This is a genomic window from Paenibacillus sp. FSL R5-0908 (assembly GCF_038006245.1).
Classification (GTDB): Bacteria; Bacillota; Bacilli; order Paenibacillales; family Paenibacillaceae; genus Paenibacillus_AQ; species Paenibacillus_AQ odorifer.
In genome coordinates, this window is sequence record NZ_JBBOUV010000001.1 from 3,142,655 (window position 1) to 3,155,562 (window position 12,908).

At 45.5% G+C, this 12,908-nt stretch carries 11 protein-coding genes; 9 read left to right on the forward strand and 2 right to left on the reverse strand.

Annotated elements, in window-relative coordinates; genetic code table 11:
• Window positions 1-4 precede the first annotated feature (4 nt).
• The 5 genes from MKZ09_RS13965 to spoVM all read left to right on the forward strand — a co-directional run bounded on the left by MKZ09_RS13965 (window position 5) and on the right by spoVM (window position 4,966).
• Window positions 5-778 carry a Stp1/IreP family PP2C-type Ser/Thr phosphatase gene (locus MKZ09_RS13965; protein WP_076202518.1) on the forward strand — a complete coding sequence of 258 codons (774 nt, stop codon included), beginning with the start codon at window positions 5-7 and terminating at the stop codon, window positions 776-778.
• Window positions 778-3,036 carry a Stk1 family PASTA domain-containing Ser/Thr kinase gene (pknB, locus tag MKZ09_RS13970; RefSeq protein ID WP_076136151.1) on the forward strand — a complete coding sequence of 753 codons (2,259 nt, stop codon included), beginning with the start codon at window positions 778-780 and terminating at the stop codon, window positions 3,034-3,036. The genes MKZ09_RS13965 and pknB overlap by 1 nt, the downstream gene beginning before the upstream one ends.
• A 96-nt stretch (window positions 3,037-3,132) precedes the next feature.
• On the forward strand, window positions 3,133-4,038 hold the full coding sequence (gene rsgA, locus MKZ09_RS13975) for a ribosome small subunit-dependent GTPase A (protein WP_036686201.1): 906 nt from the start codon (window positions 3,133-3,135) through the stop codon (window positions 4,036-4,038).
• Between the two features lie 4 nt (window positions 4,039-4,042).
• Entirely contained in the window at window positions 4,043-4,708 is a 666-nt protein-coding gene (gene rpe, locus MKZ09_RS13980; protein ID WP_076136152.1) for a ribulose-phosphate 3-epimerase, read from the forward strand.
• A gap of 177 nt (window positions 4,709-4,885) precedes the next feature.
• Window positions 4,886-4,966, forward strand: coding sequence for a stage V sporulation protein SpoVM (spoVM, locus tag MKZ09_RS13985; protein WP_020431362.1), 81 nt, complete (start codon window positions 4,886-4,888; stop codon window positions 4,964-4,966).
• 102 nt (window positions 4,967-5,068) lie between these two features.
• Here the strand turns inward: spoVM and rpmB are convergent, their stop codons facing one another.
• Window positions 5,069-5,257 carry a 50S ribosomal protein L28 gene (rpmB, locus tag MKZ09_RS13990; protein WP_036686205.1) on the reverse strand — a complete coding sequence of 63 codons (189 nt, stop codon included), beginning with the start codon at window positions 5,255-5,257 and terminating at the stop codon, window positions 5,069-5,071.
• A 190-nt stretch (window positions 5,258-5,447) separates the two neighbouring features.
• On the opposite strand from rpmB, the gene MKZ09_RS13995 reads away from it, so the two are divergent.
• The 4 genes from MKZ09_RS13995 to MKZ09_RS14010 all read left to right on the forward strand — a co-directional run bounded on the left by MKZ09_RS13995 (window position 5,448) and on the right by MKZ09_RS14010 (window position 10,594).
• Window positions 5,448-7,232 carry a DAK2 domain-containing protein gene (locus MKZ09_RS13995; protein ID WP_076136154.1) on the forward strand — a complete coding sequence of 595 codons (1,785 nt, stop codon included), beginning with the start codon at window positions 5,448-5,450 and terminating at the stop codon, window positions 7,230-7,232.
• Window positions 7,233-7,315: 83 nt separating this feature from the next.
• Complete coding sequence (locus MKZ09_RS14000) at window positions 7,316-8,179, forward strand: DegV family protein (protein WP_036686209.1); 864 nt, start codon at window positions 7,316-7,318, stop codon at window positions 8,177-8,179.
• 9 nt (window positions 8,180-8,188) lie between these two features.
• Window positions 8,189-10,240, forward strand: coding sequence for an ATP-dependent DNA helicase RecG (recG, locus tag MKZ09_RS14005; protein WP_076202521.1), 2,052 nt, complete (start codon window positions 8,189-8,191; stop codon window positions 10,238-10,240).
• 66 nt (window positions 10,241-10,306) lie between these two features.
• Window positions 10,307-10,594 (forward strand): stage VI sporulation protein F, encoded by a 288-nt coding sequence (locus MKZ09_RS14010; RefSeq protein ID WP_076202524.1) that lies wholly within the window; start codon window positions 10,307-10,309, stop codon window positions 10,592-10,594.
• 841 nt (window positions 10,595-11,435) lie between these two features.
• Here MKZ09_RS14010 and MKZ09_RS14015 read toward each other — a convergent pair.
• The gene (locus MKZ09_RS14015; RefSeq protein WP_076202526.1) at window positions 11,436-12,296 is read right to left on the reverse strand and encodes a YitT family protein; all 861 of its coding nucleotides are present in this window, start codon (window positions 12,294-12,296) and stop codon (window positions 11,436-11,438) included.
• Window positions 12,297-12,908 lie beyond the last annotated feature (612 nt).

Below are 12,908 nucleotides of genomic sequence, written 5' to 3' on the forward strand. Positions count from 1 at the left end.
ATATTTGATCAGAACAGTTCATGCCAGCGATATTGGCCGAGTGCGCTCTGTCAATGAGGATTCGGTCTGGATCGGCGCGACGCGCCACGGTTATACACTTGGCATAATTGCCGATGGGATGGGTGGACATCAGGCTGGTGAAACCGCAAGCAGGCTCGCTTTGGAGACAATGAGGAATAACCTGGACGGGTTAGAGCCTGAACTTCAAGACGAAGCTCTGCGTGATGCGTTGTCAGCTGCTATTTTGGAAGCTAACAGCACTGTGTTCAGAGAGGCTTCCGGAGACGATAAGTATCATAATATGGGTACTACTGTCGTTGCTGTTCTTTTGAATGGATCAAACGGATATATTGGCCATATCGGAGACAGCAGAGCCTATTTAATAAAAGACAGTGCGGCAGTTCAACTAACCGAGGATCATACGCTAGTCAATGAGCTGTTCAAGAACGGTCAGATCAGTGTGGAGGAATTGGATAATCATCCGCGTCGTAATGTGCTGACGAGGGCACTTGGTACAGATGTTGAGGTTGAGGTTGATATGGCGCCTATAGCTCTGCTACCTGGGGAAATTTTGCTTCTATGCAGCGATGGTTTAAGCAACTTTGTCACAAATGAGCATTTAGGCAAAGTTTCAGGTATACATGAGATATCGTTAGAGGAAAGAGCGGACCGTTTACTTCAGCTGGCACTGCTCGCCGGCGGTGGCGATAATATTAGCGTCGCTTTGTTAGAACATCATGGAGAGGCCGCTGTGCCCGAAACAAAGGAGTGGGATTGATGATCGGTCACGAATTGGGCGGCCGTTACCAAGTCATCGAACGGATCGGCGGAGGTGGAATGGCGCTCGTCTATAGAGCACATGACATTCTTTTAAACCGAAATGTCGCCATCAAAGTATTGCGCAATCAGTTTGTGCATGACGAGGAATTTATTCGCCGTTTTAGGCGTGAGGCGCAATCTGCCGCATCTTTGTCTCATCCGAATGTCGTCAGCATATACGATGTAGGACAAGAAGACGAAATTCATTACATTGTCATGGAGTATATTGAGGGTCAGAATCTTAATGAAATTATAAAAGAACGTGCGCCATTGCAGGTTGATGAATCCGTACGGATCGCTTCACAAATCTGTGATGCCCTAGATCATGCGCATCAGAATCAAATTATTCATCGTGATATAAAACCACATAATATCCTGATCGGACGCAATGGCCGGGTGAAAGTAACCGACTTTGGGATTGCCCGCGCAGTTACGTCAACAACCATTACACAGACCGGTTCTGTGGTTGGTTCAGTACATTATTTTTCGCCAGAGCATGCCAAAGGTGTCTCTACAGGAGAAAAGTCTGATTTGTATTCATTAGGTATTGTACTTTATCAAATGCTTACCGGAAGCCTGCCCTTCTTGGGAGAGAGTCCGATTAGTGTAGCTTTAAAACATCTGCAAGAAGAGTTTGAAGAGCCAAAACTTCTGAATCCACTCATTCCGCAAAGCGTTGAGAATGTAATTCTAAGATCAATGCGTAAAAACCCGGAGGAGCGGTACGACTCTGCCAAAGAAATGTTGCAGGATCTGGAAACATGCTTATTGCCGGAGCGCCGCAGTGAGGCGAAGATTCTGTTCAACGATGAAGAAGATGAGGATCGTACGCGGGTTATCCCGGCGATAAAACCGATTCAAAGAAGCAATGGTAATCGTAATCATCGTGAGGAACGGATGGTTCGTGATGAAGACGATGAACCGGTGCCATCAAGCAAAGGTAAAAAACAATGGGCAAAACCTACATTATGGATTGGGCTTACCTTGCTGTTGCTGTTGGCTATGGCCAGTCTCGTATGGTACGTTAAATCACAGCTAGTTGTTCCTGAGGTTTCCGTTCCTTATGTAGTAGGTAAACAGATAGAACAAGCTCAAACTGAGCTTGAGGATTTGGGGCTTGAGGTTGCTGATCCTATTCTGTATGACTACAGTCCGAATTTTGAAGAGAATGTGGTCATTAAGCAAAGTAGGGAAAAGGATGCTAAAGTGAAAAAAGGAGCGTCCCTTATACTCACTGTGAATACGGCTAAGCCACTACCTAAGATGCCAGATGTAGTTAACAAGAGCTTTGATGATGCGGTTAAAGCATTGATGGCGCTGGGTGTAGCCCAGGACCGGATTGATAATAAACCTCTCTATGACGAAAATACAGATGAAGGTCTCATTGTAAAATCTGACCCTGCATTAAATACTGAATTCGATCCTGAGACGGTTCAAATCACCCTTTACGTTAGTAAAGGAGAAGAAAGTGTACTGTTGCCAGATCTCATCGGTAAGACGGAGAGTGAAGCAAAGGCGCTGCTTGAAGGCGCCAAGCTTGTTCTTGGAGAAGTTAAGAAAGAATCCAGCTTCAGCATTGAAGAAGGTAAAGTAACAAAGACTTGGGCATTTGATAAGGGGACCGGTACTTCTGTTCCACCTGGAACAGCGATTACGATTTACTTAAGTACAGGTTATCCACCTGAAGCCCTGAATTATACCTTTAATGTGCCAGTCGCTCCTGCTCAGGATGGGAAAAAGAGCAAGATTCGTATCGAATTCGTGGATGCGCGCAATAATGGAGAGAAGCAGGATTGGGGAACACGTACCATTGGAAAAAGCCAAGTGTTATCTGTGAATCTAGTATTGGCTCCTAATAAAGATGGTTCAGTTATTGTTACCCGTGACGGTGTGCTTTTGGACACTTATGTCATTCCTTATATCGATGCTAAGAACGGAACCGTTCAGGAGCCTGAACCACCAGTTATAGCAACACCACAGCCAACTCCAACACCTTCTGCTGAACCTACGCCTACAACTGAACCTACGATTGAACCGGAGATCTTGCCGGGTTCAGGTTCAGAGAATGACGGGGGGAATAACGGGGCGGTGAATCAGACAGGGTTCGTAAATAATAGTTCGGTAAACAGTGAATCGACTAATAATGGCAATAACAAGCACAATAATAAGAACAATAATAAAGGCAAGGATAAATCTAAAGATAAAAACAACAACTAAACAGGGTTTAACCTGAACGGTTGGCGTAGCGAAATGACCCGGGGATATCAGACTTGGGTCATTTTCGCAAAATCAGGAGAGGAAGGCTCACTATGTATGCCTGAAGGAATAATTGTTAAGGCGTTAAGCGGTTATTATTATGTGAAACCGCTCCGCGAAGGATTAATTGCGACTGAAGAGCATTCTGTTCAATGCAGAGGCCGAGGAATTCTTAAGAAAAAAGGGATCGCTCCGCTAGTTGGAGATCGGGTTATTTATATTCTTACTGAGCATGGAGAAGGAATGGTGGATGAACTTCTACCTAGAGAATCTGAACTGATTCGTCCACCTGTAGCGAATGTTAAGCTCGCAGTCCTTTTATTCTCCGTTCGGGAGCCCGATATGAACCTGAATCTGTTGGACAAGTTTCTAGTTCATATTGAGCATTCAGGTCTGGAACCCCTAATTGTTCTGACTAAACAGGATTTGGCGGATGATGATGGTGAAGCTACCCGTTATGTTAAAGAACTTTATGAGGATATCGGATATGAAGTGATGGTCACAAGTTCACTTACTGGTGCCGGAAGCGATGAGCTAAGACAACGGCTTACTGGTGGGATTAGCGTTTTTGCCGGTCAATCAGGGGTTGGTAAGTCCACCTTATTGAATCGTATTGTTCCCGGGCTTAAACTGGAAACTGGAGAGATTAGTTTACGATTGGGACGTGGTCGTCATACGACCCGTCATGTGGAGCTGATGGATATTGGTGGTGGAGGTTTTGTTGCAGATACCCCAGGATTTAGTCAGCTTGATTTCTTGGAGCTTGGTGTAGAAGAGCTGTCCACTTGTTTCCGTGAATTTGCTCAATACGCATCCGATTGTAAGTTCCGGGGCTGCAGTCATCAGCATGAACCAGGCTGTCGTGTAATAGAGGCTTGGAAAGCAGGGAAAATTGCGGATAGTCGCTATGATCATTACAAACTGTTTTTTAATGAAATGAAAGATAAAAAGCGGAGGTACTAACATCATGATACGAATAGCACCATCTTTATTGTCGGCGGATTTCGCGCGTTTAGGTCCAGAAGTTGCAGAGGCGGAAGCCAGTGGCGGAGATTGGATACATGTGGATGTAATGGACGGTCATTTTGTGCCGAATATCACGTTGGGTCCACCTATTGTAAAAGCTGTATCGTTACATACCAAGCTTCCACTTGATGTTCACTTGATGATTGAGTCACCAGAACGTTATATCCCTGATTTTGCTGCAGCAGGTGCAAGTGTGATCACCGTTCACGCTGAAGCATGCGTTCATTTGCATCGTGTGGTTCATCAGATCAAGGAACTGGGGCTGAAGGCAAGTGTAGCAATTAATCCGGGCACTCCGGCTTCAGCGGTGCGTGAGGTGCTGGAGGATGTGGATATGATTCTGGTGATGACCGTTAATCCAGGCTTTGGTGGTCAAGCATTCATTCCTAACACTTTGCGCAAAATCACTCAAATTCGAGAATGGGCGAATGAAGTGAATCCAGATTTATTGATCGAAGTCGATGGTGGTGTATCGGAAGAGACAGCACCATTAGTTGTGGCAGCTGGAGCCGATGTTTTGGTAGCGGGGAATGCAGTTTTTGGCCGGAGTGATCGTGCTGCGGCGATCCGGGGAATTCGAGAAGCAGCCGAATCAGCACTGCGTTAAAAAATAGGCTATTGAGACTAGAGGTATAGGCCAAGTCCTCGGTGCATAAATATGGTTACATGAGCAGAAATCTCATGTAGCCTTTTTTTGTTTTGGCAGGGAGGACTGCAGTTCGTTTCCGTTATTGACAAGAGGAAAGTCTCCTGCGTACGGCATGAATTGATGGGAGGGTAAATCATGAAATTTTACACGTTTAAGCTGCCAAGGTTTTTGGGAGGTTTTGTTAAAGCAATATTGAACACATTTCAGAAGAGTTAAGCCTCTAACAGAAAAGAAAACATGAAAAAAAGCACCTTACAAATGTAAAGGGTGCTTTTTGCTTCATATAAGTTATCGTTCGGTCTTAAAAATTGCTAAAGACTAAACGCGTTCAACTTTACCGGCTTTCAAAGCACGGGTGCTGACGTACACGCGTTTTGGTTTACCGTTCACGAGGATACGGACCTTCTGAACGTTAACTCCCCAAGAACGACGGTTGCGGTTATTAGCGTGAGACACGTGGTTGCCGCTGCTCGGTTTCTTGCCTGTTACTGCACATTTGCGGGACATAGATTACACCTCCTTATTCCTAACACCTGCATAAACAATACTTATCTATAATATCACAGCAAATTTTGCTACGTCAACCGATTCAAAAACATTTATTTCTTTTAATACTTATAGTACAATGTAAATTAGTGCATTATGTCCTGTTAATCATAGAATGATTAGGCATGAAGTTAGGAAGGGGAATTCTCAATTGAGTAAGCGTTCTATAAACGGAACAGATTTTACCGCTATGGTATTGGCTGGAGCGGATAAGCTGCAACAGCATGCAGAACACGTCAATTCCCTAAATGTTTTTCCGGTCCCAGACGGAGATACCGGTACAAACATGAATTTGACGATGACCGCAGGTGCGAATGAATTAAAGAAAAATAACACCACTTCTGTGGGCCAATGTGCAGGTGTACTCTCCAAGGGCTTATTAATGGGAGCTCGCGGGAATTCCGGCGTTATTTTGTCCCAGTTATTCAGAGGGTTTAGCAGGTATGCGGCTCAACATGATGAGCTTAATACACAGCAGTTCGCTGCTGCGCTGCAAACCGGAGTGGACGCTGCGTATAAAGCAGTTGTAAAGCCTGTAGAAGGAACTATTCTTACTGTAGCTAAAGAGGCTGCAAGACATGCTGTTTATTATGCCCGCCGTACTACTGACGTTGTGGAGCTGATGACAGAGGTATTAGCCAAAGCAAAAGAAGCCTTAGCTTATACGCCTGAGCAATTACCTGTATTGAAGCAAGTCGGTGTTGTAGATTCTGGCGGTCAAGGTTTGGTCTACATTTATGAAGGGTTTCACCAGCATCTGACGAACGGAAGTACCGGACTGTCTGAATCTGTGCAAGGACAAACCCACACACCCGTTGCACCAGCGCCTAAACCCGTGTTAACGAAACCTGAAAATGAACTGTTTTCTGTACAGTCTTCTGCACAGTCACAGCTATCTACTGAAGATATAGAATTTCTATATGATATGGAGTTTTTCATTAATCGCCAGTTAGGCGTTAACGTGAGAACTAATTTTGATGAGGAAGCTTTTAGGAAAGCGTTGTCAGTTAATGGCGATTCCATTATTGTGATTTCGGATGATGAGACGATTAAAGTGCATGTGCACTCTAAGGCTCCGGGTGAAGTGATGAACTTGGCTCTTCTTTATGGGGAGATCACGCAGATACACATTCTTAATATGCGAGAGCAGCATCGTGACCTGCTGACTGCGGGCATGGATATTGCACCAATGCCTGATGTGTTCGCTGATATGCCGAATGAGAAGAGCGCAGTGCAAATGTCTCCTGCTGAACCACCAGCTGATGATTTGGCACCATACGGCTTCATTGCGGTATCTTCTGGCGCTGGTATTGCTGATATTTTCAAAAGCCTTGGAGTAGATGTAGTCCTTGCTGGTGGTCAAACAATGAATCCTAGTACGGAGGATTTCGTGAACGCGATCTCTTCTATATCTGCGAAGCATGTTTATATTTTGCCGAATAACTCGAACATTGTTCTTGCCGCTCAACAAGCTAAAGATCTTCTAGAAGGCGAACGTGAGATTACGGTGATTCCAAGTAAAAGTATTCCTCAGGGAATCGCAGCAGCTTTTGCGTTCCAAGAGGAAGATGCTGTGGAGACTAATTCTGAGAATATGCTGGAAGCAATCTCTCATGTGAAGTCCGGACAAGTAACGAACGCTGTGCGTGATACAAGCTTTGATGAGCTGGAGATTAAGTCGGGCCAATTTATTGGGATTTCTAATTCCAAAATTGTTGCTGCGGCAGATGATCTTTTGGCTGCAAGTCAGGCGCTGTTATCCAACATGCTGGAGAATGGCGACGAAATCGTCACGATCCTTATTGGCGCAGAAACAGAATCCGAGGCTACTGATTCTTTGAGTGAGTGGCTGGAAGAGACTTATCCCAATGTGGAAGTTGAGATTCATGAGGGTGGCCAACCCCTGTATTATTATCTGTTCTCTGTAGAGCCATAGATAAGAACTAATGGTTCTTTAACAATGGAGTAGAAATTTGCTATTGCGTAGTTGGCAAAATTATAGCTTGGGGGAGAAAATCCATGAATCGTACCATTATCGTCACCGACAGCACTTCAGATATCCCGCCAGCAATGGCGGAAACGTACGGAATTGAGGTAGTACCGTTGACCTTAATGTTCGGCGAAGAGGCTTTTAGGGACAATCTGGATATGACTCCGGAGCAGTTCTATGAGCGTCTTCCCCGTACCTCACAGCTGCCGACTACTTCTCAACCCTCACCGGTTGAATATATGAATGTGTACCGCAGTATTCTGGAGCGTAACCCGGGCTGTTCTATCCTTTCCTTTCATATTTCTTCTGGACTGAGCGGGACTTATCAATCTGCATTGCTGGCTAAATCGATGCTGGAGGAGGAGGGAGAAGGAATCACTGTTGTAGATTCTCTCTCCGCTTCTTATGGTTTTGGATTTATGGTAGTGGAAGCTGCCAGAATGTCTGCTGAAGGCAAAGGGCCTGAAGAGATACTTGAGGCTGTAGAAAGCCTACGTCAATCGCGTAAGCTTTACTTCTTAGTAGATACACTTGAATATTTACAAAAAGGCGGGAGAATTGGGAAAGCCTCCGCTATTCTGGGGACACTTCTGAATATTAAGCCGATATTGTCCATTGATGCAGAGGGTATTATTTATGCGGTGGAGAAAGTTAGAGGCCGTAAGAAGGCTGTCGCCCGTATGATTGAACTGTTCAAGCGGGATCTGCAGGGTGTAAACAAAATCAATGTGGCCGTGGGTCATACGGCTGAACCGGCTTCCGGCGAAGAGTTCCTGAATGAGCTTGCAGGACACTTCACCTTGGAAGAAAAAGTGCTGACCAACGTCGGCCCTGTCGTGGGCAGCCATGTCGGTAACGGTACATTAGCTGTGTTCATTTGGCCTGCAAAATGAGGGATAAATATGACACTGGCATTAAATCAAATTGAAGTAAAAAACATAACTGGCGTGAGTGCTCAAAAGCAAAGCGAGCTTCACGCCTTTGGCGTCTTTACAGTAAAGGATTTATTAGAGTATTATCCGTTCCGCTACGAGGATTATCGTCCCCGCTCGCTTAGCGAGACTAAACACGGGGATAAAGTGACCGTAGAGGCAAAAGTAATCGGTATCCCTGTGCTGCAGCGCTTTGGCGGCAAGTCACGTCTTAGCTGTAAGATGGTTGCAGAGCCCTGGATGTTCACAGCAACCTGGTTTAACCGCCATTACGTAAGAGAGCAACTCACTGTGGGGCGGGAAATTGTGCTGACCGGAAAATGGGATCAGAAGCGCAATCAGATTACAGTGACTGATTATGAATTTCCGGATCGTGGTGAAGGAAAGACAGGAACACTGCAGCCAGTCTATTCAGTAGGTGGCAAGATCACGCAGTCGTGGATCAGGAAGGTTATTAATCAGGGACTTCAGCAGTATGGGGATCTGATTCCAGAGATTTTACCGCATTCTATTATGAGGGAATATGACTTCATGCCGCGTAAACGGGCCATTGCCACTATTCATAGGCCTGAGGACACTCGTGAAGGGCAGCAGGGGCGCCGTAGGATGGTATATGAGGAACTATTCCTGTTCCAGTTGAAGATGCAAGCGTTCAGGGTTCTGAACCGCGGGCGGATGGATGGGGTAGTTCACACAGTGGATAACGCGACGGTACGCCAGTTCGTGCGCAGTCTGCCCTTTGAGCTTACAGATGCACAGAAACGTGTAGAGCTGGAGATTTTACATGATCTGCGTTCACCATATTGCATGAATCGTCTGCTGCAAGGAGATGTTGGCTCAGGTAAAACAGTGCTTGCGGCTGTGGCGCTTTTTGCTACGGTAAGATCTGGTTTTCAGGGCGCACTTATGGTGCCTACAGAGATTTTAGCAGAGCAGCATATGCGTTCACTTACCAGAATGTTTGAGCCGTTTGGGATTACTGTAGGACTCCTGACGGGCAGTGTGACTGGCCGAAAACGTAAAGAATTATTGGCTTCGTTGCAAATGGGGATGCTTGATATCGTGGTAGGAACACATGCTTTGATTCAGGAGGATGTATTTTTCCGTGATCTGGGTCTTGTGGTAACTGACGAGCAGCATCGTTTTGGTGTGAATCAGCGTGGTGTATTGCGGCGTAAAGGATATAATCCGGATGTACTGACGATGACGGCGACGCCTATTCCTCGTACGCTTGCTATCTCTGTTTTTGGCGATATGGATGTATCCACTTTATCTGAAAGGCCGAAAGGCCGGGTGCCAATAACTAGTTACTGGGTAAAGCATGATCTCATGGATCGTGTGCTGAATCTGATTAAGCGTGAAATTGATCTCGGTCGTCAAGCTTATCTGATCTGCCCGCTCATTGAAGAGTCTGAGAAGCTGGATGTGCAGAATGCTATTGATTTGCATATTCAGATGAGCCAAGCTTTCCCTAGCTATAAAGTTGGGCTTTTACATGGTAAAATGACTCCCGCTGAAAAAGATGAAGTGATGCGGGCGTTTTATAACAATGAGCTGCAGCTGCTTGTGTCCACTACGGTGGTGGAGGTGGGTGTAGACGTTCCTAATGCAACATTGATGATCATTATGGATGCGGATCGTTTTGGCTTGTCACAGCTGCACCAGCTGCGTGGACGGGTAGGAAGAGGGCAGTATGCCTCTTTTTGTGTGTTGGTAGCTGATCCAAAATCTGAAATCGGACGTGAGCGAATGACTGCCATGACCGATACGGATGACGGATTTGAGATTTCCCGAAGGGATTTGGAGTTGCGTGGTCCGGGGGACTTTTTTGGGACAAAGCAGAGTGGATTGCCGGAGTTTCGGCTGGCAGATATGACGGCTGACTTTGAAATTCTCGAGCAGGCGCGGGATGATGTTGCAGAGCTCCTTAAGGATGAAGCCTTTTGGACATCACCTGAATATGCATCTCTTCGGCATTATTTACAGAGTGAACAGATCTTCCAAGGAGAATTAATTGACTAACTAGGCACATGTAGCACCGAAGGCTCATATACTGTGAAAGATTGGATATGACGGGAGGTGCTACACTTGGGTTATCAACAATTCGGAATTAGCCCTCAGTTGGTGGATCGCATCAAGCTGAAGATGAAAAACTCGACTGTGAAGGATCGTATCAAAAGTATGATTGAGGGCATCTCGAAACAGGAGCTGCAGGATCCTGCGGTTGTTCGCAGATTGGTACGGAAAACGTCAGGTGTATTGAACGAGAAATTGACCTCGACACAGGAAGAACAAATTGTAAAGTTTATCATCGCGCAGAAAATCGATCCGAACAACACCTTTCATTTAATCCGCTTGTGGGGAATGTTCCGTTAAGTAGCGGATTAAATGAAAAGTAGGGGTTGTCCATAGATGTTTTTTTCATCGTATGTGACAGTCTGCAAGCAGCGATCCTCCTATTATTGGAGGATCGCTGCTTTGCGTTTTTGGCCGCAGTTACGGCTTGCTGAATAGTGACTCTATTTCGGACAAATCGTTGCCACCGAATCATAGTCATTCGTCGTCCGGTACCGCTGAATTATATTCATCCATCGTTTGATGCCACCGAATCATGGTCATCCACCGTCCGCTGATCCCGAATCATAGTCTTCTACCGTCCGATATATCGTAGAAATATGATCATTTGCTATCCGATACCGCCAAATTATATCCATCCTACATCTCATACCACTGAATCATAGTCATCCATCGTCCGCAGACCCCAAATCATAGTCATCCACCGTCCGATGTCGCCGAATCATGTTCATCCGCAGAGGCATTCGGACTCCAATGACGTTATTCACAAATATATCGCCTTTGGAGCAAGGTTTCGGACCCCAGTGCAGTTATTCATAAAAAATAAGCTCATAGTTGGCGTTTTTTGTGCCAATAGGGGCTATGGGGTCCGATAGCATCCAAAATTCAGGGTAATTTCTCGTATAAGGTCTCCTGTGTCCGATAGCTGCCTCAATCGCGAAAACATGTTAGATTAAGCGAAGTTTGAGCTCTCACACAAGGAGTTTGAGGCCTCGATCAATAAGTTTTGGGTCACAAACAAAAAAGGGGTCTTCGCTCAAGAAACTGGGCCTCACTCCGAAAATCAGTTGCGATCAAAGGCTAAATTTAAAAAGAAGGGAGCGCTCCAGCCATTTTCCTGGCTTAAGGGCACTCCCCTTTTTTATTCGTGTAAGCGTGTTTGTCTATGATCTTTAGTGGCTGATCTGAATACAATTTGGCTCTCTGAATCACACTGTAAAACGAGTGACCGAAGATGATCTTCTTCCATTCTGTTCGTCAGACAAAACAACGTGCTAACCTCTCCATCTTGCCCTGAACCTTCGGCAATCGCAGCTTCTCGGTTTAGGGAGGTTGCAATTGCTTGCTGAATGTCCAAACATCTGCTGCTGGTAATCCAAGCAGTGCGGGAGTGGGATAATCCCCGTAGTGAGATACGAACACCTTCGAAAGCCAGCAGGTAGGCAATAATAGAATACATCGCTTGCTCCCAACCGAACAATGTACCTGCAAAAAGCAGAATTGCACAGTTCAGGATCATAATAACGACTTCCGTTGACTTTGGAGGTCCGCCGCTCAACAGAGAATATCCCTGGTCACTGGCTTGTTTATTTACACCACCGAATCTTACAGATATTCCAATACCTACTCCTAGACAGATGCCTCCTGCCATTGCGGCAGGTAAAGGATCGCTAATCACAGCAGGAAAACGATGCAGCGCAAGAGACGCGATGGTTAGGCAGGTTAATCCCAAAACAGTGTAAAGAGCAAAGCGGAGATTTACTTGCTTTCGCGACATAAATATAAAGGGCAGATTGAATAGAAATAGAAACAATCCAAGCTGCATTTCAGTAGTATGAGCGAATAATGCGGATAAACCTGTAATCCCGCCGACAACTAGGCCATGTGGCATTAAAAATAATTCCAATCCTACAGCAGCAAGCAATGCTCCGGCAATGACTGTAAGAACTCGGAAGGTAGAGCTTCTTTGTAGCTGTTGACGTTGATTTATTTTGTTCTGCATAGTTTTTTCCTCCTTCAACAGGGGAAACGACCTTACTTATTTTCAGTGGCTATGGCAGATTTTTTGGATATTCGTGCATCATGTCGTTTCTCAAAGTTGAATACTTTATCCCTTATTTTATAAATCCATATAGATTCTTTCATCGGACGATGTCTAAGTGATAGCAATGATCGGCACTTACATGGCTGCGAATAGCTGCGAGTGGCCGCGAATGGTCGCAAATGGCCGCGAATGGTCGCAAATGGTTGCAAGTGGCTGAAAATAGCCGCAAGTCGCCGCGAATGGTCGCAAGTGGCTGAAAATAGCTGCAAATGGCTGCAAATAGTGAAGAATAGCCAGCACTCCGCCTGCTTTACCCAAATTGGCTATAACAATTTAAAGTTTATCCCGCGAGACTATAGGCATCCAATGATAGATGAACCAAACCATGAGGGCTGAGACCAACGCTACGTCCGGCCAGCAAGCCTTGCAACGAAGTTGCCAATCAGTATAACGATAACTGCTGCAAGGGAGTAACAAAGCGCCTCACCGCCTAAGGGAGGTGGATGTACCTCAGTCTCAAGCTGAAGAAGAAGATGGCACCTAAGAAATAACGAAATAGGATCACGAGCT

Excerpts from the sequence above, each read along its gene's own strand:
- rpmB (WP_036686205.1), bottom strand. The coding sequence starts at position 5,257 with ATGTCCCGCAAATGTGCAGTAACAGGCAAGAAACCGAGCAGCGGCAAC.
- pknB (WP_076136151.1), top strand. The coding sequence starts at position 778 with ATGATCGGTCACGAATTGGGCGGCCGTTACCAAGTCATCGAACGGATC.
- recG (WP_076202521.1), top strand. The coding sequence starts at position 8,189 with ATGACACTGGCATTAAATCAAATTGAAGTAAAAAACATAACTGGCGTG.
- rpe (WP_076136152.1), top strand. The coding sequence starts at position 4,043 with ATGATACGAATAGCACCATCTTTATTGTCGGCGGATTTCGCGCGTTTA.
- spoVM (WP_020431362.1), top strand. The coding sequence starts at position 4,886 with ATGAAATTTTACACGTTTAAGCTGCCAAGGTTTTTGGGAGGTTTTGTT.
- MKZ09_RS14000 (WP_036686209.1), top strand. The coding sequence starts at position 7,316 with ATGAATCGTACCATTATCGTCACCGACAGCACTTCAGATATCCCGCCA.
- rsgA (WP_036686201.1), top strand. The coding sequence starts at position 3,133 with ATGCCTGAAGGAATAATTGTTAAGGCGTTAAGCGGTTATTATTATGTG.
- MKZ09_RS14015 (WP_076202526.1), bottom strand. The coding sequence starts at position 12,296 with ATGCAGAACAAAATAAATCAACGTCAACAGCTACAAAGAAGCTCTACC.